This is a genomic window from Oharaeibacter diazotrophicus (assembly GCF_004362745.1).
GTDB lineage: Bacteria > Pseudomonadota > Alphaproteobacteria > Rhizobiales > Pleomorphomonadaceae > Oharaeibacter > Oharaeibacter diazotrophicus.
The window spans coordinates 103223-127548 of sequence record NZ_SNXY01000012.1; the positions used below are offsets into that span (position 1 = coordinate 103223).

The 24326-nt window shown below is 72.6% G+C and carries 11 protein-coding genes; 7 read left to right on the plus strand and 4 right to left on the minus strand.

Going from position 1 to position 24326, the window contains the following annotated elements:
* Positions 1 to 5: 5 nt before the first annotated feature.
* The 3 genes from EDD54_RS21885 to EDD54_RS21895 are packed head-to-tail and all read right to left on the minus strand — an operon-like array spanning position 6 to position 3099.
* Positions 6 to 575: an NADH-quinone oxidoreductase subunit B family protein gene (locus EDD54_RS21885; RefSeq protein ID WP_126540705.1), complete on the minus strand. Its 570-nt coding sequence runs from the start codon at positions 573 to 575 to the stop codon at positions 6 to 8.
* Positions 572 to 1300 (minus strand): 2Fe-2S iron-sulfur cluster-binding protein, encoded by a 729-nt coding sequence (locus tag EDD54_RS21890; protein WP_207620297.1) that lies wholly within the window; start codon positions 1298 to 1300, stop codon positions 572 to 574. Before EDD54_RS21890 ends, EDD54_RS21885 begins: the two co-directional genes overlap by 4 nt.
* Positions 1297 to 3099, minus strand: a complete 1803-nt coding sequence (locus EDD54_RS21895) for an NAD(P)H-dependent oxidoreductase subunit E (RefSeq protein ID WP_207620298.1) — start codon at positions 3097 to 3099, stop codon at positions 1297 to 1299. Before EDD54_RS21895 ends, EDD54_RS21890 begins: the two co-directional genes overlap by 4 nt.
* Positions 3100 to 3276: 177 nt before the next feature.
* Between EDD54_RS21895 and EDD54_RS21900 the strand changes: the two genes are divergently transcribed.
* The 7 genes from EDD54_RS21900 to EDD54_RS21930 all read left to right on the plus strand — a co-directional run bounded on the left by EDD54_RS21900 (position 3277) and on the right by EDD54_RS21930 (position 23060).
* Positions 3277 to 3858, plus strand: coding sequence for a 2-oxoacid:acceptor oxidoreductase family protein (locus EDD54_RS21900; RefSeq protein WP_126540706.1), 582 nt, complete (start codon positions 3277 to 3279; stop codon positions 3856 to 3858).
* Positions 3852 to 5105: a pyruvate ferredoxin oxidoreductase gene (porA, locus tag EDD54_RS21905; protein ID WP_126540707.1), complete on the plus strand. Its 1254-nt coding sequence runs from the start codon at positions 3852 to 3854 to the stop codon at positions 5103 to 5105. Before EDD54_RS21900 ends, porA begins: the two co-directional genes overlap by 7 nt.
* 15 nt (positions 5106 to 5120) lie before the next feature.
* Entirely contained in the window at positions 5121 to 6122 is a 1002-nt protein-coding gene (locus tag EDD54_RS21910) for a thiamine pyrophosphate-dependent enzyme (protein WP_126540708.1), read from the plus strand.
* Positions 6123 to 6125: 3 nt separating this feature from the next.
* Positions 6126 to 7745 (plus strand): NAD(P)-binding protein, encoded by a 1620-nt coding sequence (locus EDD54_RS21915; RefSeq protein WP_126540709.1) that lies wholly within the window; start codon positions 6126 to 6128, stop codon positions 7743 to 7745.
* 286 nt (positions 7746 to 8031) lie between these two features.
* Positions 8032 to 16311, plus strand: a complete 8280-nt coding sequence (locus EDD54_RS21920; RefSeq protein WP_126540710.1) for a M10 family metallopeptidase C-terminal domain-containing protein — start codon at positions 8032 to 8034, stop codon at positions 16309 to 16311.
* Positions 16312 to 16495: 184 nt separating this feature from the next.
* On the plus strand, positions 16496 to 21532 hold the full coding sequence (locus EDD54_RS21925) for a tetratricopeptide repeat protein (RefSeq protein ID WP_166653478.1): 5037 nt from the start codon (positions 16496 to 16498) through the stop codon (positions 21530 to 21532).
* A 49-nt stretch (positions 21533 to 21581) separates the two neighbouring features.
* Entirely contained in the window at positions 21582 to 23060 is a 1479-nt protein-coding gene (locus tag EDD54_RS21930; RefSeq protein WP_126540712.1) for a tetratricopeptide repeat protein, read from the plus strand.
* Between the two features lie 9 nt (positions 23061 to 23069).
* On the opposite strand, the gene EDD54_RS21935 is transcribed toward EDD54_RS21930, so the two are convergent.
* Positions 23070 to 24254: a glycosyltransferase family 4 protein gene (locus tag EDD54_RS21935; RefSeq protein WP_126540713.1), complete on the minus strand. Its 1185-nt coding sequence runs from the start codon at positions 24252 to 24254 to the stop codon at positions 23070 to 23072.
* Positions 24255 to 24326: the final 72 nt, after the last annotated feature.

Genomic DNA, 24326 nt, shown 5'->3' on the forward strand with positions numbered 1-24326 from the left:
CACCGTCAGTCGAAGTGGAGGAGGGCGTCGGCGAGCCGCGGCGTGCGGCCCTCGGCGAGGTCGGTCAGGAACTTGTGGATCGCGTCCGCCGAGGGCGGGCAGCCCGGCAGGAAGTAGTCGACGCGGACCACCTCGTGCAGCGGGTGGACCTTGTCGGTGAGCAGCGGCAGTTCGGGGTCGTCGGGGATGCCGGCGCCGCCGTCGGGGCGCTCCTCGTAGACCTTGCGCAGGATGTCCTCGAGGCCGCGGTGGTTGCGCATCGCCGGCAGGCCGCCGTTGACGGCGCAGGCGCCGAGCGCGATCACCACCTTGGCGGCACGGCGCAGCTCGCGCAGCACGTGGACGTTCTCGGCGTTGCAGACGCCGCCCTCGACGAGGGCGATGTCGCAGGGGCCGGGGTGCTTGATGTCGGTCAGCGGCGAGCGGTCGAGCACGATCAGGTCGATGAGGCCGACCAGCCGCTCGTCCATGTCGAGGAAGGACATGTGGCAGCCGAAGCAGCCGGCGAGCGAAGCGGTGGCGACGCGGAGCCGCCGGCGCGGCGCGGGGGCGGGGAGGGGGGCGGGCGCGCTCATCGGCCGTCCTCCGTGCGGGCGAGATGGGGCGAGACCTCGGAGATCGGCCCGGCGTCGAAGACGCGGGCGCCGATCGGCACCGAGAAGCCGACCCGCTTCGGCAGGATCGCCCCGACCGGGCAGACGTGGGCGGCGGCGTCCTCGATCGCGAGATCGGTGTCGCCGAGCCGCCCGGTGGGAGAGTTCACGACGATGCGGCAGTCGCCGCCGCGGCCGGCGACGGCGAACACCGACTTGCCATCGACGTCGCGGCTCGCCCGGACGCAGAGTTCGCAGAGGATGCAGCGGTCGAGGTCGAGCAGCACGTCGGGGTGCGAGCCGTCGAGCCGGCGGTTCGGGTAGAAATGGTCGAAGCGCGGCGTCAGCATCTCGGCGTCGTAGGCGAGCGCCTGGAGCGTGCAGTTGCCGCTCTTCTCGCAGCCCGGGCAGAAGTGGTTGCCCTCGACGAACAGCATCTGCAACAGGGTGCGCCGGCGCTCCTGGATCTCCGGCGTCGCGCTCGCGACCTCCTGGCCGGGCAGCGCCCGCATCGTGCAGGCCGAGCCGTTGCGGCCGTTGACCACGACGGTGCAGACCTTGCAGCTGCCGTGCGGGGCGAAGTCCGGGTGGTGGCAGAGGTGCGGGATCCAGACCCCGGCGGCGAGCGCCGCCTCGAGGATGGTCTGGCCCGGCTCGAACGGCACGCGCAGGCCGTCGATGACGACGACGTTCTCGATCTCCGTCACGGCTCGAACTCCTGCACGAGATGGGCGTCGGCGTCGTCGCGGCCGGCGAGGCGGCGGGCGGTGGCGAGCGAAGCGTCGAGGTCGAAGGCGGGCTCGAAGTCGACCGCGGCGAGGCGGCGCTCGAAGGCGGGGCGGAAGCGCTCGAGGGCGTCGACCACGGCGTTGGCCGCGGTCTGGCCGAGGCCGCAGTGGCTGGTGCGCGCCATCAGGCTCTGCAGCCGGCGGATCTCCAGGAGGTCGCCGTGGGTGCCGTGGCCGGCGGCGACCTTGTCGACCAGCCGCTTCACGAGCCGGGTGCCGACCCGGCAGGGCGTGCAGAAGCCGCAGCTCTCCTCGGCGAAGAAGTCGGCGAAGGCGGCGGCGACGTCGACGAGGTCGCGGCCGGGGCCGAACACCATCATGGCGCCGGCGGTCGGCACGTCCTCGAAGGCGATGCGGCGGCGGAAGTCGTCGGCGGCGACCAGCACGCCCGAGGCGCCGCCGACCTGGACCGCGATCGCCCGCTCGGCGCCGCAGTCGGCCAGCACCTCGGCGATGGCGACGCCGAAGGGATATTCGTAGACGCCGGGCCGGTCGCAGTCGCCGGAGATCGAGAGCAGCTTGGTGCCGGTCGACTGCCGCGTGCCGGTGCCGGCGAACCACGCGCCGCCGCGCTTGGCGATCTCGTGCGCCTTGCACAGCGTCTCGACGTTGTTGACCACGGTCGGACGGCCGAGATAGCCGCGCACCACCGGGAAGGGCGGGCGGATCCGCGGCCGGCCCGGCTTGCCCTCGAGACTCTCGATCAGCGCGGTCTCCTCGCCGCAGACGTAGGCGCCGGCGCCCATGCGGATCTCGACGTCGAAGTCGAAGCCCTCGGTGCCGAGCACGCTCCGCCCGAGGAGGCCGCGGGCGCGCATGTCGGCGAGCACGGCCTCGAGCGGGGCCTTGAGGTGGAGATATTCTCCGCGCAGGTACAGGAAGCCCTCGCTGGCGCCGACGCACCACGCCGCCACCGCCATGCCCTCGAACACCTTGCCGGCGTGGCTCGCCAGCAGCACCCGGTCCTTGAAGGTGCCGGGCTCGCCCTCGTCGGCGTTGCAGACGATCACCTTGGGGCCGCCGGCGGCGTCGCGGGCGGCCATCCACTTGACCGCGGTGGTGAAGCCGGCGCCGCCGCGGCCGCGCAGGTTGGAGGCGCGCATCTCGGCGAGCATGCCGTCGCGACCGCGGGCGATCGCCGCGGAGAGGCTCTCGCCGGGCACCCACGGCCCGCCGAGCAGCACGTCGGCCCGGCGGACCTGGTCGTCGACCCGGAAGAACTCCTCCGGCCAGTCGGCGAGGGCCACGTCGCGACGGACGAGGTCGGCGACGGCGTCGACCCGGTCGGCGGTCATGCGTGTGACGACGCGCCCGTCGACGAGGATCGCGGGGCCCTGGTCGCCCATGCCCGTGCATGCGGTCAGCCCGACCGAGACGCGGCCGTCGGCGCTGGTCTCGTCGCCGGAAAGGCCGAACTGCGCCAGCATGCGCCGGTAGAGGGCGCGGTTGCCGGCCATGCGGTCGGTGACGTTGTCGGAGAACAGGATCCGGGTGCGCCCGCGCGGCCGGGTCGCGAAGAAGGCGTAGAAAGTGGCGGTTGCCTCGACGTCGGCACGCGAGACGCCGAGGCCGGCGGCGACGGCGGTCAGCGTGTCGGGCGACAGCCAGCGGAGGTCGTCCTGGATCTCGCGCAGGATCTCGACGAGACGGGTGCGGTCGCGGCGGTGGCGGTCGAGCGCGGCGTCGACCGCGCGGGTCTCCAGGTCGTCGTCGGGCACGGCGCACTCCCCCTCGAAAGGCCGTCGTCGAAGGGAGCTTCCCAGCTTCGCGGCCGGCCCGCAGTGATCGAAATCAAACCGCGGAACGCCCGGCCGGGTTGACGCCGATCAATGCGGCCGGGGCCGTCCGGGCCGATGGTCCGGGGCGTCACAACGTCGAGTGAAGGACGGTTCCCGATGTTCCAGGTCCGTATCCACGGCCGCGGCGGCCAGGGCGTCGTCACGGCCGCGGAGATGCTCTCGGTCGCCGCCTTCCTGGAGGGGCGCCACGCCCAGGCCTTCCCGAGCTTCGGCTCGGAGCGCACCGGCGCGCCGGTGGTGGCGTTCTGCCGGATCGACGACCGCGAGATCCGCGTCCGCGAGCCGGTGGTGGCGCCCGACGCGCTGATCGTCCAGGACCCGACTCTGTTCCATCAGGTCGACGTGTTCCAGGGCCTGTCGCCGGACGGCTACGTGCTGGTCAACTCCGGCCGGAGCTTCGCCGAGCTCGGCCTTGCCGACGTCGCCGGCCGCTTTCGCCCCGAGCGGATGCTGACGGTGCCGGCGAGCGACCTCGCCATGCGCCACATCGGGCGGCCGCTGCCGAACGCCGTGCTGCTCGGCGGCTTCGCCGCCTTCGCCGGCCTCGTCCACCTCGACAGCGTCGAGGCGGCGATCCGCGACCGCTTCTCCGGCCGGCTCGCCGAGGCCAACGTCGCCGCGGCCCGCGCCGCCCACGCCTACGTCACCGAGGAAATGAGGGAGCCCGCGCGATGCTGAGGCAGATCGAGGGATCGCGGGCGGTCGCCGAGACCGTGGCGCTGTGCCGGCCGGAGGTGATCTGCGCCTATCCGATCTCGCCGCAGACACACATCGTCGAGGGCCTCGGCGAGCTGGTGAAGACCGGCGCGCTCGCCCCGTGCGAGTTCGTCAACGTCGAGAGCGAGTTCGCGGCGATGTCGGTGGCGATCGGCGCCTCGGCGGCCGGCGCGCGCGCCTATACCGCGACGGCTTCGCAGGGGCTCCTGTTCATGGTCGAGGCGGTCTACAACGCCTCCGGCCTCGGCCTGCCGATCGTGATGACGGTGGCCAACCGCGCCATCGGCGCACCGATCAACATCTGGAACGACCACACGGATTCGATGTCGCAGCGCGACTGCGGCTGGATCCAGCTGTTCGCCGAGACCAACCAGGAGGCCGCCGACCTACACGTCCAGGCCTTCCGCCTCGCCGAGGAGCTGTCGCTGCCGGTGATGGTCTGCATGGACGGCTTCATCCTGACCCACGCCTTCGAGCGGGTCGACATTCCCGACCAGGCTACGGTGGACGCCTTCCTGCCACCGTTCGAGCCCCGGCAGGTGCTCGACCCCGCCGACCCCGTTACCATCGGCGCCATGGTGGGACCCGAGGCCTTCATGGAGGTGCGCTACCTCGCCCACCACCGCCAGACCGAGGCGCTCGCCCGCATCCCGGAGATCGCGGCGGAGTTCGCCGCCGCCTTCGGCCGGGAATCCGGCGGGCTCGTCAGGCCCTACCGGCTCGACGACGCCGAAACGGTGGTGATCGCGCTCGGCTCGGTGCTCGGCACCATCAAGGACGTGGTCGACGAGATGCGCGCCGAGGGCCGGCGGATCGGCGCGCTCGGCATCGGCTCGTTCCGGCCGTTCCCGCACGCGGCGATCCGCGCCGCGCTCGCCGGGGCGAAGCGCTACGTGGTGGTGGAGAAGTCGCTCGCCGTCGGTGGCGGCGGCGTGGTGGCGACCGACGTCCGGATGGCGCTCGACGGCGCGGCGATCCCCGGGATCACCGCCGTCGCCGGCCTCGGCGGCCGGGCGATCACCAAGGCCTCGCTGCGGCGGCTGTTCGAGGCGGTGATCGTCGGCACGGCCGAGCCGCTGACCTTCCTCGACCTCGACCGCGGCATCGTCGAGCGCGAGCTCGCCCGGATGCGCGAGAAGCGCCGCTCCGGCCCGATCGCCGAGAACATCCTGAGGGACGTCGGCGCCGTCGCCGCCCGCATCGTCTGACCGCCGGGGGACGCCATGAGCTACACGCCGATCAAGTTCCACCAGACCGGCACCCACACGCTGGGCAACCGGCTGCTGGCGCCCGAGGACCGCACGGTGCAGTCCTCCCTGGACCGGGCCAACGCGCTCTCCTGCGGCCACCGCGCCTGCCAGGGCTGCGGCGAGGCGCTCGGCGCGCGCTACGCCGTCGACGCCGCGATGGCCGCGGCCGGGCGCGACCTCGTCGCCGCCAACGCCACCGGCTGCCTCGAGGTGTTCTCGACGCCCTATCCGGAGACGTCCTGGCAGCTGCCGTGGATCCATTCGTTGTTCGGCAACGCCGCGGCGGTCGCCACCGGCATCGCCGCGGCGATGAAGGTCAAGGGCCGGTCGACCCGGGTGATCGCCCAGGGCGGCGACGGCGGCACCACGGACATCGGCTTCGGCTGCCTCTCCGGCATGTTCGAGCGCGACGACGACGTGCTCTACGTCTGCTACGACAACGAGGCCTACATGAACACCGGCGTGCAGCGCTCCTCGGCGACGCCGCCGGCCGCGCGCACCGCCACGACGGTCGCCGCCGGGCCCGAACCCGGCAACCGCTTCGGCCAGGGCAAGGACGTGCCGCGGATCGCGCTCGCCCACGAGATCCCCTACGTCGCCACCGCCACCGTCGCCAACCTGCGCGATCTCGAGGCCAAGGTGGAGAAGGCGATGGGCTTTCGCGGCGCCCGCTACGTCCACGTGCTGGTGCCGTGCCCGCTCGGCTGGGGCACGCCGTCCGACCAGACGATCCGGATCGCCCGCCTCGCGGTCGAGACCGGCCTGTTCCCGGTGTTCGAGGCCGAGCACGGCGAGATCACCGGCACGCTGAAGATCCGCGAGAAGCGCCCGGTCGAGGACTATCTCCGTCCGCAGAAGCGCTTCGCCCACCTGTTCTCGCCGGAGCCGGCGACCGCGACGATCGCCCGCCTGCAGGCGATCGCCGACCGCAACGTCGCCCGCTACGGGCTCCTCGATCCGGCCGCCGAGGTCTGAACCATGGACAAGCCCTTCGCCATCACCCTCGAGGTCGGCTCGAGCCGCGCCAACCACACAGGTTCGTGGCGCACGATGCGGCCGGTCTACGCCGACCACCTGCCGCCCTGCAACGCCGCCTGCCCGGCCGGGGAGAACATCCAGGGCTGGCTCTACCTCGCCGAGGAGGGCCGCTACGAGGAGGCCTGGCGCCGCCTCGTCGAGGACAACCCGCTGCCGGCGGTGATGGGGCGGGTCTGCTACCATCCGTGCGAGAGCGCCTGCAACCGCGCCAAGCTCGACGCCGCCGTCGGCGTCAACTCGGTCGAGCGCTTCCTCGGCGACCTCGCGATCGAGAAGGGCTGGCACTTCGATCCGCCGGCGGCGCCGACCGGCCGGCGCGTTTTGGTCGTGGGGGCCGGTCCCTCCGGCCTGTCGGCCGCCTACCACCTCGCGCGGCTCGGCCACGCGGTCGAGATCCGCGACGCCGCCCCCGCGGCCGGCGGCATGATGCGCTACGGCATCCCGAAATACCGCCTGCCGCGCGAGGTGCTCGACGCCGAGGTCGCCCGGATCGAGGCGCTCGGCGTGCGCGTCGTCACCGGCGCCCGGGTCGACGACGTCGAGGCGGCGATGACCGGCTTCGACGCCGCCTTCCTCGCCGTCGGCGCCCACATCGGCCGGCGCGCCTACGTGCCGGCGGGCGAGAGCGCGCGCATCCTCGACGCGGTCTCGGTGCTCGCCGCCATGGAGGGCGGGGAGAAGCCGATGCTCGGCCGCCGCGTCGTCGTCTACGGCGGCGGCAACACCGCCATGGACGTGGCGCGCACGGTCAAGCGGCTCGGCGCCGACGAGGCGGTGGTGGTCTACCGCCGCACCCGCGACCGCATGCCGGCGCACGACTTCGAGGTCGCCGAGGCGATCGACGAGGGCGTCACGATGAAGTGGCTCTCGACCATTGCCCATGCCGACGGCGGCGCGATCACGATCGAGAAGATGGCGCTCGACGGCGCCGGCCGGCCGGTGCCGACCGGCGAGTTCGAGGAACTCGCCGCCGACAGCGTCGTACTGGCGCTCGGCCAGGACGTCGACCTCTCGCCGCTCGACCGCGTGCCGGGCCTCGCGGTGAGCGACGGCGTCGTCGCCGTCGACGCCCGGATGATGACGGGGCGTCCGGGCCTCTTCGCCGGCGGCGACATGGTGCCGTCCGAGCGCACGGTGACGGTGGCGGTCGGTCACGGCAAGAAGGCGGCGCGCAACGTCGACGCGTGGCTGCGCGGCGAGACTCCGGCCGTGGCCGAGCGGCACGCCGAGGCCGGCTTCGAGCGGCTCAACACCTGGTACTACACCGCCGCCCCGCGGCGCGAACGCGAGATGCTCGACGCCGCCCGTCGCACCACCTCCTTCGACGAGGTCGTGCTCGGCCTCGACGAGACCACCGCGCTGTTCGAGGCGCGGCGCTGCCTGTCCTGCGGCAACTGCTTCGAGTGCGACAACTGCTACGGCATCTGTCCCGACAACGCGGTGGTCAAGCTCGGACCCGGCAACCGCTTCCGGATCGACTACGACTTCTGCAAGGGCTGCGGCCTGTGCGCCGCGGAGTGTCCGTGCGGGGCGATCGACATGGTGGCCGAGGCGGTCTGAACAGGGCGAAGGACATGGCCGGAAGTTGCGGTGCGGGACGGAAATGCCCGCGATCCCTCGCGGCATCCGACGATGCGCCGTCGTTGACGGTCACTTAAGCAACCTGTCGGAAATCCAGGATCTCGGCCGTTTTTCGCCGATTTGTTTCCGCTGTCGCCGGCTGTTAACGGCCATTTAAACCATGGGTCCCTAGTCTCCCGCTGGGATGGTGGATGCGGAGAGGTCGCCGCGTCCCGATGCGCGTCGGCGGCGGCGCGCTCGGCCATTTCCTTCGGAGGGTTGGGGCGTGACCACGATCAATCTCGGCGACAGCGGCAGCACGGGTACCTTCAGCAACGTCGACACGCTGACGGCGGGCACCGGATCCGACGTGATCACGTTGACGGGCGCCGTCACCGGCGGCCGGATCGACCTCGGTGCGGGCGACGACAGTCTGACCCTCGGCAGCGGCGGCAACACGGCCACCGTGACCAACGTCGAGACCCTGGTCGGCGGTTCCAGCACCGACGTGATCACCCTCGGTACGGCCGTGACCTCCGGCTCGATCGACCTCAAGGGTGGCAACGACCAGCTGACCCTCGCTGCCGGCGGCAACACCCTCACCGTCGTCAACGTCGAGACCCTGATCGGCGGCTCCGGCGCCGACGTCGTCACCCTCGGCACCGCCACGACCCGCGGCCCGATCGACCTCGGTGCCGGCAACGACAGCCTGACCCTCGCCGACGGCGGCAACACCCTCACCGTCACCAACGTCGAGACGCTCGCGGGCGGCTCCGGGGCGGATGTGGTCAAGCTCGGCACGCGCTACGCCGGTTCGATCGATCTCGGCGGCGGCTCCGACAGCCTGACCCTCGCCAACGCGCTCAACACGGTCACGCTCTCCAACGTCGAGACCATCGTCGGCGGATCGAGCACCGACCTCGTCACCCTCGCCACCCAGTTCACCGGCGGCACGATCGACCTCGGCGCCGGCCTCGACCGGCTGGTGCTCGACGGCACGTCGAACAACACGCTCACCGCCGCCAACGTCGAGTCGATCACCGGCGGCGCCTCGTCCGACCTGGTCACCCTCTCGGGCGCGATCACCGGCGGCCGTTTCGATCTCGACGCCGGCAACGACATGCTCGCGCTCGGCGCCGGCGGCGTCACCGCGACCGTGACCAACGTCGAGACGGTGGTCGGCGGCTCGGGCGTCAACGTGATCACCCTCGGCGGGTCGGTCACCACCGGCGTGTTCGACCTCGGCGCCGGCAGCGACAAGCTGACCCTCGCGGCCGGTGGCAACACCATCACCATCGGCAACGTCGAGACGATCGTCGGCGGTTCGGGTGCCGACGTCGTCTCGCTCGACGCGCCCGTGACGGGCACCGTCGACCTCGGCGCCGGTGCGGACAGCCTGACGCTCGGCGACCTGCGCAACACGCTGACGGTCACCAACGTCGAGACGATCACCGGCGGCGCGTCGAACGACGTGGTCAAGCTGGGCTCGCAGTTCACCGGCGGCACCATCGACCTGATGGGCGGCTCGGATTCGCTCACCCTCGGCAACTTCGTCAACACGCTGACGGTGACCAACGTCGAGACCCTGGTGGGCGGCACCACCAACGACACCGTCACCCTCGGCAGCCAGATCACCGGCGGCTCGATCGACCTCGGCGCCGGCCTCGACAAGCTCACGCTCGACGGCGCGTCCAACAACACGCTGACCGTCGTCAACGTCGAGACCATCACCGGCGGTGCGTCCTCGGATCTCGTCACGCTCTCGGGCAGCGTCACCGGCGGCCGCGTCGATCTCGGCGACGGCAGCGACCGGCTCTCGCTCGGCACCGGCGGCGTCACCGCGACCGTCACCAACGTCGAGACGATCGTCGGCGGTACCGGCGTCAACGCGATCACCCTCGGCAATTCGATCACCGCGGGCTCGATCGACCTCGCGGCCGGCAACGACAAGCTGACGCTGGCGGCCGGCGGCAACACCATCACCGTGACCAACGTCGAGACCGTGATCGGCGGCTCGGGCGCCGACGTCGTCACCCTTGGCAGCGGCCTCGTCGGCACGGTCGACCTCGGCGCCGGCGCCGACGGGCTGACCTTCGCCGATGCCCGCAACACGGTGACGATCGCCAACGTCGAGACGATCACCGGCGGCGCGTCCTCCGACATCGTCACGCTCGGCACCCAGATCACCGCGGGCACGGTCGACCTCGCCGGCGGCTCCGACAAGCTGACGCTCGGCAATTTCGTCAACACGCTGACGGTGACCAACGTCGAGACGCTGGTCGGCGGTTCGACCAACGACACCGTGACGCTCGGCGCCCAGATCACCGGCGGTTCGGTCGATCTCGGCAACGGCGGCGACAAGCTGACCCTCGACGGCGCGTCCAACAACACGCTGACCGTCACCAACGTCGAGACGATCACCGGCGGCGCGTCGTCCGACCTCGTCACCCTCACCGGCAACCTGACGGGCGGCCGGATCGACCTCGGCGCCGGGGACGACCAGCTCTCGCTCGGCACCGGCGGCGTCACCGCGACGGTGACCAACGTCGAGACGATCGTCGGCGGCACTGGCGTCAACGTGATCACCCTCGGCGGCTCGATCACCACGGGCACGATCGACCTGGCGGCGGGCAGCGACAAGCTGACCCTCGCGGCCGGCGGCAACACGATCACCATCACCAACGTCGAGACCATCGTCGGCGGCTCCGGCTCCGACGTCGTCACGCTCGGCAGCGCGATCGTCGGCTCGATCGACCTCGGCGCCGGCACCGACGGCCTGATACTGGCCGACGCGCGCAACACCGTGACGATCTCCAACGTGGAGAGCCTCATCGGCGGCGCGTCGTCCGACGTGGTCAAGATCGGAACGCAGCTCACCGCCGGTCAGATCAACCTCGCCGGCGGCGCCGACACGCTCACCCTCGCCAACTTCGTCAACACGGTGTCGGTCGGCAACGTCGAGACGCTGATCGGCGGCTCGACCAACGACACCGTCGTCCTGATGGTCCAGATCACCGGCGGTGTGGTCGACCTCGGTGCCGGCGGCGACAAGCTGACGCTGGACGGCGCCTCCAACAACACGCTGACCGTCGGCAACGTCGAGACAATCACCGGCGGCGCGTCCTCCGACATCGTCACCCTGACCGGCAGCCTCACCGGCGGTCGCATCGACCTCGACGCCGGCAACGACCAGCTCTCGCTCGGCACCGGCGGCGTGACCGCCACGGTGACCAACGTCGAGACGATCGTCGGCGGCTCCGGCGTCAACGTGATCACCCTCGGCTCCTCGATCACCACGGGCACGATCGACCTCGCGGCCGGCAACGACAAGCTCACGCTGGCGGCGGGCGGCAACACCGTGACCGTCACCAACGTCGAGACCATCGTCGGCGGCTCGGGCGCCGACGTCGTCACCCTCGGCAGCGGCCTCGTCGGCTCGATCGACCTCGGCGCCGGCGCCGACGGCCTGACGCTCGCCGACGCCCGCAACACCGTGACCGTCACCAACGTCGAGACGATCACCGGCGGCGCGTCCTCCGACATCGTCACGATCGCCACCCAGATCACGGCCGGCACGGTCGACCTCGGCGGCGGCTCCGACAAGCTGACGCTCGGCAACTTCGCCAACACGCTGACGGTCACCAACGTCGAGACCATCGTGGGCGGCTCCACCGCCGACACGGTCACCCTCGGCGGCCAGATCACCGGCGGCTCGGTCGACCTCGGCACGGGCGCCGACAAGCTGACGCTCGACGGCGCGTCCAACAACACGCTGACGGTCACCAACGTCGAGACGATCACCGGCGGCGCGTCCTCCGACATCGTCACGCTGGCCGGCAACGTCACCGGCGGCCGTGTCGACCTCGGCGACGGCAACGACCAGCTTTCGCTTGGCACCGGCGGCGGCACCCTCACGGTGGTCAACGTCGAGACCATCGTCGGCGGCACCGGCGTCAACGTCATCACGCTCGGCAACTCGATCACGGCCGGCACGATCGACCTCGGTGCCGGCGGCGACAAGCTGACCCTGGCGGCCGCCGGCAACACGATCACGGTCACCAACGTCGAGACCATCGTCGCCGGCGCCGGCGCCGACGTCGTCACCCTCGGCAGCGCCCTGGTCGGTTCGATCGACCTCGGCGGCGGCGCCGACGGCCTGACGCTGGCCGACGCGCGCAACACCGTGACGATCACCAACGTCGAGACCATCACCGGCGGCTCGTCCGTCGACGTGGTCAAGCTCGGCACGGCGATCACCGCCGGAACCGTCGACCTGATGGGCGGTTCGGACTCGCTCACCCTCGGCAACTTCGTAAACACGCTCTCGGTGGCGAACGTCGAGACCCTGATCGGCGGCGCCTCGGCCGACACCGTCACGCTGACCGCGCAGATCACCGGCGGCCTGATCGACCTCGGCACCGGCGGCGACAAGCTGACGCTCGACGGCGCGTCCAACAACACGCTGACGGTCGGCAACGTCGAGACGATCACCGGCGGCGCGTCCTCCGACGTCGTCACCCTGACCGGCGCGCTCACCGGCGGCCGTGTCGACCTCGGCGCGGGCGTCGACTCGCTCAACCTCGGCGCCGGCGCGGTCACCGCGACGGTCACCAACGTCGAGACCATCGTCGGCGGCTCCGGCGTCAACGTGATCACCCTCGGGGCCTCGATCACCGAGGGCTCGATCGACCTCGGTGCCGGCAACGACAAGGTCACGCTGGCGTCCGGGGGCAACACGCTGACGATCACCAACGTCGAGACCATCGTCGGCACCACCGGCGCCGACGTGATCACCATCGGCGCGGGCCTCGGCGCCGGCTCGATCGACCTGGGCGCCGGCAACGACGCGCTGTTGCTCGCCAACGGCCGCAACACCGTGACGATCACCAACGTCGAGACCATCCTCGGCGGCACCTCGACCGACGTGGTCAAGCTCGGCTCGCAGAACTCCGGCGGCACGATCGACCTCGGGGCCGGCACGGACACCCTGACGCTCGGCAACTTCGCCAACAGCATCGACGTCTTCAACGTCGAGACGATCATCGGCGGGTCGTCGAACGACGTCGTCCTGGTCGACACCCAGATGACCGGCGGTCTGATCGACCTCGGTGCCGGCGGCGACTGGGTGATGCTCTACTTGAACAGCAACAACACGGTGACCATCGCCAACGCCGAGACGATCGCCGGCGGCGAGTCCTCCGACATCGTCACGCTGTCCGGCAGCCTCACCCGCGGGATCATCGACCTCGAGGGCGGCAACGACCAGCTCAACCTCGGCTCGGGCGGCATCACCGCGACGATCTTCAACGTCGAGACCATCGTCGGCGGGTCGGGCGTCAACGTGATCACGCTCGCCAACTCGATCACGGCGGGCACGATCGACCTCGCGGCCGGCAGCGACAAGCTGACGCTCGCGGCGGGCGGCAACACCATCACGATCACCAACGTCGAGACCATCGTCGGCGGCTCCGGCGCCGACGTGGTCACGGTCGGCAGCGCCTACGCCGGCACGATCGACCTCGGCGCCGGTGCCGACAAGCTGACGCTGGCCGACGCCCGCAACACGGTGACGATCACCAACGTCGAGACCATCGTCGGCGGCTCGTCCGTGGACGTGGTCAAGCTCGGCACGGCGATCACCAGCGGCACCGTCGACCTGATGGGCGGCTCCGACACCCTGACGCTCGGCAACTTCGTGAACACGCTGACCGTCACCAACGTCGAGACCCTGGTCGGCGGCACGTCGAGCGACACGGTCACCCTCGGTGTCCAGATCACCGGCGGCTCGGTCGACCTCGGCGCCGGCGGCGACAAGCTGACCCTCGACGGTTCGTCGAACAACACGCTGACCGTGGCGAACGTCGAGACGATCACCGGCGGCGCCTCGTCCGACATCGTGACCCTCTCCGGTGCCCTCACCGGCGGGCGGATCGACCTCGACGCCGGCAGCGACCAGCTCTCGCTCGGCAACGGCGGCGTCACCGCCACCGTGACCAACGTCGAGACGATCGTCGGCGGCTCCGGCGTCAACGTGATCACCCTCGGCGCGTCGGTGACCGCCGGGACGATCAACCTCGCCGGCGGCAACGACAAGCTGACGCTGGCGGCCGGCGGCAACACCATCACGGTCGCCAACGTCGAGACCATCGTCGGCGGCTCCGGTGCGGACGTCGTCACGATCGGCGCGGCGATGACCGGCACGGTCGACCTCGGCGCCGGCAACGACACGCTGACGCTCGGCAACTTCGTCAACTCGGTGACGCTGTCGAACGTCGAGACCATCGTCGGCGGCACCTCGGCCGACACGATCAGGATCACCACCCAGGTGACGAGCGGTTCGATCGACCTCGGTGCCGGCAACGACACCCTGACGCTCGGCAACTTCGTCAACACCGTCAGCGTCTCGGGGGCCGAGACGATCGTCGGCGGCGCCTCGGCCGACACGATCCTGCTCCAGGCGCAGATGGCCGGCGGCCTGATCGACCTCGGTGCCGGCAACGACACGGTGACCCTGCTCGACGGCACCAACAACACGCTGACCGTCGTCAACGTCGAGACGATCACCGGCGGGACCTCGTCGGACGTCGTCACGCTGTCCGGCAGCCTGACCGGCGCGCAGATCAACCTCGGCGCCGGCAACGACCAGTTGACGCTGGGCTCGGGCGGCGTCACCGCGACGATCACCGGCGTCGAGACCCTGGTCGGCGGCTCCGGCATCAACGTGATCACGCTCGGCAACGCGATCACGGCGGGCACCCTCGACCTCGCCGGCGGCTCCGACAAGGTGACGCTGGCGGCCGGCGGCAACACCATCACGATCGCCAACGTCGAGACTATCGTCGGTGGCTCCGGTGCCGACGTCGTCACCCTCGGCGCCTCGGCGAGCGTGGGCACCGTCGACCTCGGCGCGGGCGCCGACAGCCTGACGCTGGCGGCGGCCGGCAACACGGTGACCGTGCTCAACGTCGAGACCATCACCGGCGGCGCCGGTGCGGACCTCGTCCGGCTCGGTACCCAGGCGGCCGGCGCGGCGATCGACCTCGGCGGCGGCACCGACACCCTGGTGCTCGGCAACTTCGTCAACACCGTCACGGTGTCGAACGTCGAGACGATCACCGGCGGCAGCACCAACGACACGGTGACGCTGGGCTTCCAGTTCACCGGCGGCTCGATCGACCTCGGCGCCGGCGGCGACAAGCTGATCCTCGACGGCTCGTCGAACAACACGCTGACGATGACCAACGTCGAGACGATCACCGGCGGTGCCTCGTCCGACATCGTGACGCTGAACGGCACCATCACCGGCGGCGTCGTCGATCTCGGCCTCGGCAACGACAAGCTGACGATCACTACCGGCGCCACCGCGACGGTGACCAACGTGGAAACGGTGGTCGGCGGGTCTGCGGCGGACTTCGTGACGATCGGCTCGCAGATCACCGGCGGCACGGTCGACCTCGGCGCCGGCAACGACCGCCTCGCCCTCGGCAACTCCGCCAACACGGTCACGGTGGCCAACGTGGAGACGATCACCGGCGGCTCGGCGATCGACCTCGTCACCCTGACGACGCTGTTGAACGGGCGCGTCGACCTCGGTGACGGCGTCGACAAGCTGACCCTCGGCGACTTCGCCAACTCGGTCACGGTCGCCAACGTCGAGTCGATCGTCGGTGGTTCCGCCGCGGACCGCGTGGTGTTCTCCTCGATCGCGACCGGCTCGGTCATCGACCTCGGCGGCGGCAGCGACGTCCTGGTGCTCGGCGCCTTCGCCAACACCGTGACCGTCGCCAACGCCGAGACGATCACCGGCGGCACCTTCGGCGACACGGTGACGTTCAGCACCCAGGCCCAGGGCGTCCGGATCGACCTCGGGTCGGGCAGCGACACCCTGACGCTGGCGAGTTCGTCGGCCAACACGGCGACCGTGCTCAACGTCGAGACCCTGGTGTCCGGTGGCGGCGCCGACGTGATCACGCTGACCGGCGGGGCGCGCGACCTCGACCTCGGCGGCGGCAACGACACGCTGGTGCTCGGCGCGGCCCAGACCGCGACCGTCGTCAACGTCGAGACCGTCACGGGCTCGTCCGGCACCGACATGATCGTGCTCAGCGCGGCCTCGACGATCACCGTCTCGGGTGTCGAGAAGCTGACCGGGTCGAGCGGCAACGACAAGATCGTCAACGCCTCCGGCTCGATCACGATCAACCTCGGCGACGGCAACGACACCTTCACCGGCAGTTCGTCGGTGGAGACCATCACGGGCGGCGCCGGTGCCGACGTGTTCAACTTCACGTCGACGACGATCTCGCCGACGGGCAGCGCCGACACGATCACCGACTTCGTCTCGGGAACCGACAAGCTGAACTTCGCCGGCCTGCTGACCGGTACCTTCCAGTGGAAGGGCAGCGCGGCCCTGTCGGCCGGTGGCGGCAACAGCCAGGCCCGGTTCGACGACGCGACCGGCAAGCTGCAGGTCGACGTCAACGGCGACGGCACGGTGGACATCGAGATCAAGCTGAGCGGCTACACCGCCAGCCTCTTGAGCGCCGGCGACTTCATCTGGTCCTGATCTCCGGGACGGGATGCGAAACCGGAGGCGGCGGCATCGGAAACGATGCCGCCGCTTCGCTTTTTCCGGGATTTTCCGCCCGCTCGCCTGGACGCGAATCGGCGGATCGGGCAGCCTCGCGGGTGATTCGGACGTCGAGGCCGCGGGCCGCGCCCGGCCGTCCGGAGCCGAGGCCCCGACCGCATTGGAACCGACGTCCGTCCCCCAGAGCCCCTATGCCGCCATAGACCTCGCCGAGGGCCGGCGGCGCCACGGCGCGGGCGACCTGCCGGGGGCCGAGACGATCTACCGGGCCCTGCTCGCCGCCCGTCCCGACGACGCCGGGGTGCTGCACTTGCTCGGCGTCGTCCGGCACCAGCGCGGCCGGCCGGCCGAGGCGGTCGAGCTGATCGAGGCGGCGCTGCAGCGCGCCCCGGACCTTTCCGCCGCGTGGCAGAACATCGTGCTGCCGCTCGCCGTGCTCGGCCGTGGCGAGGACGCGCTGCGCGCCTCCGCCGAGGCGGTGCGGCGCGCGCCCGACTCCGCCGGCGCCTGGACCAACCGTGCGCTGGCGGCGCTGGTCGCCGAGAATCCCGCGCTCGCCGCCGAGGCCGCCGAGGTCTCGATCGCGCTCGATCCGGCGCAGGCGGTCGCCTGGGAGCACCTCGGCAACGCAAGGCTGCGCCAGGGTCGCGCCGACATCGCCGAGCGCCACTTCCGCCGCTCGCTCGCGATCGGCCCCGGCCGACACGACGCGCTGTTCGGGCTCGCCTCGGCGCTCGAGGAGACCGACCGGCCGAACGAGGCGGCGGTGATCTGGCGCGGCCTCGTCGAGCGCGATCCCGCCGACGTGCCGGCGCGCACCCATCTAGGCGCGGCGCTGCGCGCCGCCGGCGACGTCGCCGGCGCCGTCGCCGCCTGGGCCGACGGGCCGCGCTCGCCGGTGATCGACTACAATCTCGGCTGCGCCCGACTGCTCGCCGGCGACTGGGCCGCCGGCTGGCGCGGCTACGAGCGGCGCTGGGACGTGCCGGTGGAGCCGGTCCCGGCCAAGGTCGCCGGCCTGCCGCTCTGGACCGGCGCGGGACCGGTCGGCACGCTGCTGGTCCACCACGAGCAGGGCCTCGGCGACACGGTGCAGTTCGCCTGTCTGGTGCCGCGTCTGCTCGACCGCGTCCAGCGCGTCGTCCTCGTCTGCCAGCGCCCGCTGAAGGCGCTGATCTCGGGCATGGTGCCGATCCGGGCGGCCGGCGAGCGGGTGGTCGTGGTCGCCGACGGCGATCCGCCGCCGGCCTCGGACGCCTGGGTGGCGCTGCTGTCGCTGCCGCACCGGCTGGGTCTCCTGCCGGAGACGGTCGCCGCCCGGCCCTACGTGGTCGCCGATCCCGCCCGGGTGGCGCGCTGGCGGGCGCGGCTCGACGCCCTGCCGCCGCCGCGCGGCGCGGGGCGGCCGTTCCGGGTCGGCGTCGTCTGGCAGGGCAACCCGAAGGCACCGGTGGAGCGCGGCCGCTCCTTTCCGCTCTCGGTCCTCGCCCCGCTCGCCGCGGTGCCGGGCGTCCAGCTGATATCGTTGCAGAAGGGCGTCGGCGCCGAGCAGGTCGCGGCGGCGCCGTTCCCGGTCCACGGCCTCGGCGACGACTTCGACGCCGGGTCCGACGCCTTCCTCGACACCGTCGCCGTCGGCGCCTCGCTCGACCTCGTCGTCACCTCGTGTACCTCGACCGCCCACGTGCTGGCGGCGGCGGGCCGGCCGGTCTGGCTGATGCTGCGCGCGGTGCCGGACTGGCGCTGGGGTACCACCGGCGAGACGACGCCGTGGTATCCGACCATGCGGCTGTTCCGGCAGGCGCGCCGCGGCGACTGGGCCGAACTCGCTTCCCGTGTCGCCGAGGCGCTGCGCGCCGCCGCGGCCACCGGCGGGCGCGACGACGCCGCGCTCGCCCGCGCCTTCGACGCCGCGATCGAGCGTCACCGCGGCGGCCGTCCCGACCTCGCCATCCCCGATTACCGCCGCCGCCTCGTCGCCGCCCCCGACGACGCCCGGGCGATGAACTTCCTCGGCCTCGCCCTGCTCGAGACCGGCCGCGGCGACCCCGCGGCCGCCGCCGAAGCGGCGTCGCTGGCGCGGACCTCGGCCGCGCTCGCCGGCGGCGACCGCGACATCGTCAGCAACGCCGCGGTGGTGCTGAAGTCGCTCGGGCGCGCCGACGAGGCCGAGGCGCTGCTGAGGCGCGTGCTCGCCGCCGACCCGGCCCATCCGCCGTCGGTGCAGAACCTCGTCAACCTCCTGATCGCCAAGGGCGACGCCGGCGAGGCGGTGCGCGTCGCCAATACGGCCGCCGGCCGGACGCCACGCGAGCCGACGATCCTGAAGTCGCTCGCCGCCGCGCTGCGCGCCGTCAAGCGCCCGGCCGAGGCGGCCGCGGCGCTCCGTCTCGCGCTGGCGCAGACCCCCGACGACGTCGTCTCGCGCAACACCCTCGGCAGCGTGCTGGTGGAGGCCGGCGACGAGGCCGGCGCGCGCACCGCCTTCGAGGAGGTGCTGGAGCGCGCGCCCGACGACGTCGACGGCTTCTCCAACCTCGGCGTGGTCGAGAAGCGGCTCGCCGGGCCGGAACTGGCGATCTGGTTCTACCACCGGGCGCTCGCCCGCAACCCGCGCAACGTCGACGCCCGCGCCAACCTCGGCAGCGCCCTGGTGGAGATGGGCCGCTGGGACCTCGCCGGCGACGTCTTCCGCGCCGCCCTCCAGCTCCGCCCCGAGCATCCCGAGGCGCGGATGGCGCTCGGCATGACGCTGCTCGCCGCCGGACGCTACGAGGAGGGCTTCCGCGAATACGAGGGCCGGATCCGATCGGAGCGCCTCGGCCTCCTGACCGGGACGCCCAAGGGCGTGCCGCGCTGGCAGGGCGAGCCGATCGCGGGCCGGTCGGTGCTGGTGATCGCCGAGCAGGGCTTCGGCGACATCCTGCAATTCGTCCGCTACGCCACCGTCCTGAAGGCGATGGGGGCGAGCCGCGTCGTGGTCGGCTGCCGCGCCCGGCTCGGGCCACTGCTCGCGACCGCCGCCGGCGTCGACGCCGTCGCGGTCGAGGGCGGGCCGGTGCCGAAGGTGGACTTCCACGTTTTCGCGATGAGCCTGCCGCATCTCTGCGGCACCACCCTCGACAGCGTGCCGGCGCCGGTGCCCTATCTCGCCGCCGATCCCGAGCGGGTCACCGCCTGGGCCGAGCGGCTGGCGGCGCGGCCGGGCTTGCGGGTCGGCATCGTCTGGCAGGGCAATCCCGACCCCGGCGTCGACCGCGGCCGCTCGCTGCCGCTCGCCATGCTGGAGCCGCTGGCGGCGGTGCCCGGGGTGCGGCTGATCGCGCTCCAGAAGGGCCCCGGCTCGGAGCAGGTCGCCGCGCTCGGCGACCGCTTCGCCGTCGAGAGCCTCGGCCCCGACTTCGACGAGGGCCCGGCCGCCTTCCTCGACACCGCCGCGGTGATGGCCAACCTCGACCTCGTCGTCACCACCGACACCTCGGTGCTGCACCTCGCCGGCGCGCTCGGCCGGCCGACCTTCGCGCTGTTGAAGCGCCACGCCGAGTGGCGCTTCATGCGCGAGCGCGAGGACACGCCCTGGTATCCGACCGTTCGGCTGTTCCGCCAGACCGACGCCGAGGCCGACACGCCGGCGCCCTTCGCCGGGCCGATCCGCCGTGCCGCCGAGGCGCTGGCCGCGGTGGTGCGCGGCGACCGCATGGCGCTCCTGCCCCGGCCGGCCGGCACCCTCGCCCCGGTGCCGGCACGGCCGGTCGCCGAGCGCTTCGCGGCGGCGCTGGCCCTGCACCGGGCCGGGCAGACCGAGCGGGCGCGCGGGCTCTACGCCGCCGTGCTCGCCGACGAGCCCGGTCACGTCGAGGCCGTGCACATGCTGGGCGCCATGGCGCTGCAGACGCAGGACTGGCGCCGCGCCCTGATCCTCCTGCGCGAGGCGGGCCGGATGGGCCTCGCCAGCGCGGAATGGCGCGCCAACCTCGCCGTCGCGCTGCGCCGGACCGGCCGGACCGAGGAGGCCGCGACCCTCCTCAGGGCGCTGATCGCCGAGGAGCCGCGCGCCGAGGCCCACGCCACGCTCGGCGGCATCCTCGCCGACGACGGCCGCTTCGCCGAGGCGCTGCCGCATCTCGAGCGGGCGGTGACGCTCGACCCGCGCAATGCCCTGTTCCGGCGCAACCTCGGCAACGCGCTCCGCGAGGCCGGGCGCTACGAGCCGGCGCTGGCCGAACTCGAGCAGGCGGTGACGCTCGCCCCCGACGACGCCGAGGCGCGGATCGACCGCGCCCACGCTCGGCTGATCCTCGGCGACTACGCCGGCGGCTTCGCCGACTACGAATGGCGCTTCGGCGGCCTCGAGATGGGCCGGCGCAGCTTCGCGGTGCCGCGCTGGGACGGCTATCCCTTCCCCGGCACGCTGCTGGTGCACGGCGAGCAGGGCCTCGGCGACCACATCCAGTTCGTCCGCTTCGTGCGGATGGCGGCGGAGCGTTGCGACCGGGTGCTGCTCGAGGTGCGCCGGCCGCTGATGGGCCTGTTCGGCCACCTGCACCCGAACGTCACGGTGGTCGAACAGGGCGGCGATCTGCCGCCGTTCGACGCCGAGGTGGCGATCCTGTCGCTGCCGCACGTGCTCGGCCTCGGCCGCGACGGCCTCGGCATGGACGCGCCCTATCTCTTCGCCGAGGTGGCACGGATCGCCCGCTGGCGCGACTGGCTCGGCCGCTTCGACGGGCTCACCGTCGGCCTCGCCTGGCAGGGCAACCCGAAGGCGCGGGCCGACAAGGGCCGCTCGCCGCCGCTGGCGGCGCTGGCGCCTCTGTTCCAGGTGCCGGGCGTGCGCTTCGTCGCCTTGCAGAAGGAGCACGGCCTCGACCAGCTCGGCGCCTTTACCGGCGCGCCGATCCTGCGGCCGCCGCCGGAGTTCGACGCGGGCCCCGACGCCTTCCTCGACAGCGCCGCGGTGATGGCGGTCGCCGACCTCGTCGTCACCTCCGACACCGCGCTCGCCCATCTCGCCGGCGCCCTGGCGCGGCCGACCTTCCTGATGCTGAAGCACTCGCCGGACTGGCGCTGGCTCGCCGCCGGCGAGACCAGCCCGTGGTATCCGACGATGCGCCTCGTCCGCCAGCCGGCGCGCGGCGACTGGGCGTCGGTCGGCCGGGCGGTCGCGGCGGCGCTCGCGGCGGTGGCGACGCCATGAGCGAGGCCGTGATCAGGCCCGTGACCGGGATCGCCGGGGGGAGGGCGCCTTGAGCCGGGCCGTGCTGGAAGCCGCCTTCGCCGAGCACCGCGCCGGCCGCCTCGACGCCGCCGTCGCCGGCTACCGCGCCGTGCTCGCCGACGATCCGCGCGACGCCGACGCGCTCAACCTGCTCGCCGTCGCCCGGCGTGCGCAGGGGGCGGTCGGCGAGGCGATCGGGCTGCTCGCCCGGGCGGTCACGGTCAAGCCCGGTTTCGTCGACGCCTGGTACAACTATGGCAACGCGCTCGCCGCCGCAGGCGAGCACGGCGGCGCCGCCAACGCCTACCGGCGGGTCGTGGCGCTGGAGCCGGAGCGCGCCGCCGCCCACGCCTCGCTCGGCGTCACGCTCGCCGAGGTCGGCGACCTCGCGGGCGCGGCGGCGGCCTACGAGCGCGCGCTCGCGGTCGATCCGGAGCACGCCGTCGCCCGCCACAACCTCGGCAACCTTTTGCCCGACCTCGGCCGGCCGCACGAGGGCGCGGCGCACCTGCGCCGGGTCGCGGCGGCGCGGCCGGACCTCGCCGAGGCGCGCTACAACCTCGCCATCGCGCTGCTCCGGCTCGGCGACTACGCCACCGGCTTCCGGCTCTACGAATCGCGCTGGGACGCGCCGGGCTTCACCGGTCGGCGCTTCTACCGCCGGCTGCCGACCTGGACCGGTGCGCCGTTCCAGGGCCGCCGGTTGGTGGTCCACGCCGAGCAGGGCCTCGGCGACACGCTGCAATTCGTCCGCTTCGCGCCGCTGGTGCGCTCGCTCGGCGGCACGCTGACGCTGCAAGTGCAGTCGGGCCTCGTCCGTCTGCTCGACGGGCTCAAGGGCGCGGACGCCGTGGTCGGGGAGGGCGCCGAGGTGCCGGGCCAGGACCTCGTCGCGCCGATGATGAGCCTGCCGCACCTGCTAGGCCTGACGCTCGGGTCGATCCCGGCGCGGGTGCCCTACCTGTTCGCCGACCTCGAACGGGTGGCGCGCTGGCGCGACCGGCTGCACCCGCGGGCCGGCGAGCGGCTGGTCGCGGTCGGCTTCCGCGGCAATCCCGCCGGCTCGATCGACCGCGGCCGCAGTCTCTCCGATCCGGCGCTGCTCGCCCCGCTCGCGGCCGTGCCGGGGGTGCGGCTGATCGCGGTCAACAAGCTCGACCCGGCCGAGACCGTGGAGGTCGGCGGTGTCACCCGGCTCGCGGCGGAGATGGCGTTGGAGCATCCCGGCCCCGGCTTCGACGCCGGCCCCGACGCCTTCCTCGACACCGCCGCGATGATGGCGCTCTGCGACGGCGTGGTGACCACCGACACCTCGCTCGCCCACCTCGCCGGCGCGCTCGGCCGGCCGACCATCCTGATGGTCAAGACCAACCCGGACTGGCGCTGGATGCTCGGGCGGACCGATTCGCCGTGGTACCCGACCATGCGCCTCGTGCGCCAGGAGACCGCCGGCGACTGGGCCGGCGTGGTCGACGTCGTGGCGCGGCTGCTGGCGGAAGGGTCGTAGGGAAGGCGTTCAGAGCGAGAGCACGATGTCGCGCATGCCGCGGGCGGTGTCGGCCCAGGTGAAGCGGTGCATGGTCTCGGCGCCGGCGGCGCCGCGGCGGCGGGCGTCCTCGCGGTCGGAATAGGCCGTCTCGAGGGCGGCGACGATCTCGTCGAGGTCGCTGTCGCCCCAGCCGGGCGTGGCGCCGACGCCTGCGCCCGGGCCGCTCACCGGGTTCTGCCGCTCGAGCGCGAAGCAGTTGCCGGGCTCGATCAGGTCGAGGTGGCCGGTGTTGGCCGACAGGATGGTCGGCACGCCGCAGGCCATCGCCTCCATGGCGACGAGGTTGGTGCCGCCCTCCGAGCGGTTCGGGAACAGCGCCACGTCCATCTCGCGCAGGATCGGCGGCACGAAGGCGTTCGGCACGGCGCCGAGGTCGACGAACTGGTCGTCGCGGATGCCGCAGGCGCGCGCCCAGCCGGGGACGTCGACCTTGTCGCCGGCGTAGACCACCGGCGCGACCCGGCGCGACAGGTCGATCGCCTTGGCGAACTGGTACCACGGGCTGTGCCACGCGGTGACCAGCAGGGCGTCCGGGTGGCGCTCGGCGAAGATCCGGAAGGCGGCGAGCACGAGGTCCTGACCCTTGCGCAGCTCGAGCTTGCCGCCGGAGAACACCTTGAAGCGGTCGCCGAGGATGCCGGCGCGCGGGGCCGGGTGGAACACCGTGGGGTCGACGCCCTGGATCACGGTGCGGACGTGGTCGACGCCCCATTCGCGCAGGATGCGCTCGTTCCAGGTCGAGCCGGTGACGATCAGCGGCAGCGCGCGGGCGTTGGCGCGCGCCTGTTCCGACAGCTGCGGGATCTCGAAGAACACGACGCCGACGGTCGGTCGGCCGTTCAGGCGGACGTCGCCGGCGGCCTTCGGCACGGCGAAGTCGTTGCCGAGAGCGGCGAGCAGCGGCACGTCGACCGCGACCTCGCCGCCGGCGTAGCGCGCGATCTGGGTCTGCAGGCTGGCGGAGCCGGCGAGGAAGGGCGCGAGCTGGCGCCGCTTCAGGGCGTCCACCACCACCTGGTTCTCGTCGATCGGAAAGGAGCACAGCGGCTCGATCGCCGGATCTGCCGACCAGTTCAGGGCGAGGTTGAGGCCGTAGATGCCCCAGCCGAAGAAGCTGGAGATGCCCCAGTGGATCACCGCGCGCCGCCGCATCCGACCTTCTCCCCCGAGCGGCACCGCCGCGGGAGCCGATCACGCCGACGTTCCCGCGATCATGGTTAAACC

Coding starts and splice junctions, on each gene's coding strand:
- EDD54_RS21885 (WP_126540705.1), bottom strand. CDS start 575: ATGAGCGCGCCCGCCCCCCTCCCCGCCCCCGCGCCGCGCCGGCGGCTC.
- EDD54_RS21910 (WP_126540708.1), top strand. CDS start 5,121: ATGAGCTACACGCCGATCAAGTTCCACCAGACCGGCACCCACACGCTG.
- porA (WP_126540707.1), top strand. CDS start 3,852: ATGCTGAGGCAGATCGAGGGATCGCGGGCGGTCGCCGAGACCGTGGCG.
- EDD54_RS21915 (WP_126540709.1), top strand. CDS start 6,126: ATGGACAAGCCCTTCGCCATCACCCTCGAGGTCGGCTCGAGCCGCGCC.
- EDD54_RS21900 (WP_126540706.1), top strand. CDS start 3,277: ATGTTCCAGGTCCGTATCCACGGCCGCGGCGGCCAGGGCGTCGTCACG.
- EDD54_RS21935 (WP_126540713.1), bottom strand. CDS start 24,254: ATGCGGCGGCGCGCGGTGATCCACTGGGGCATCTCCAGCTTCTTCGGC.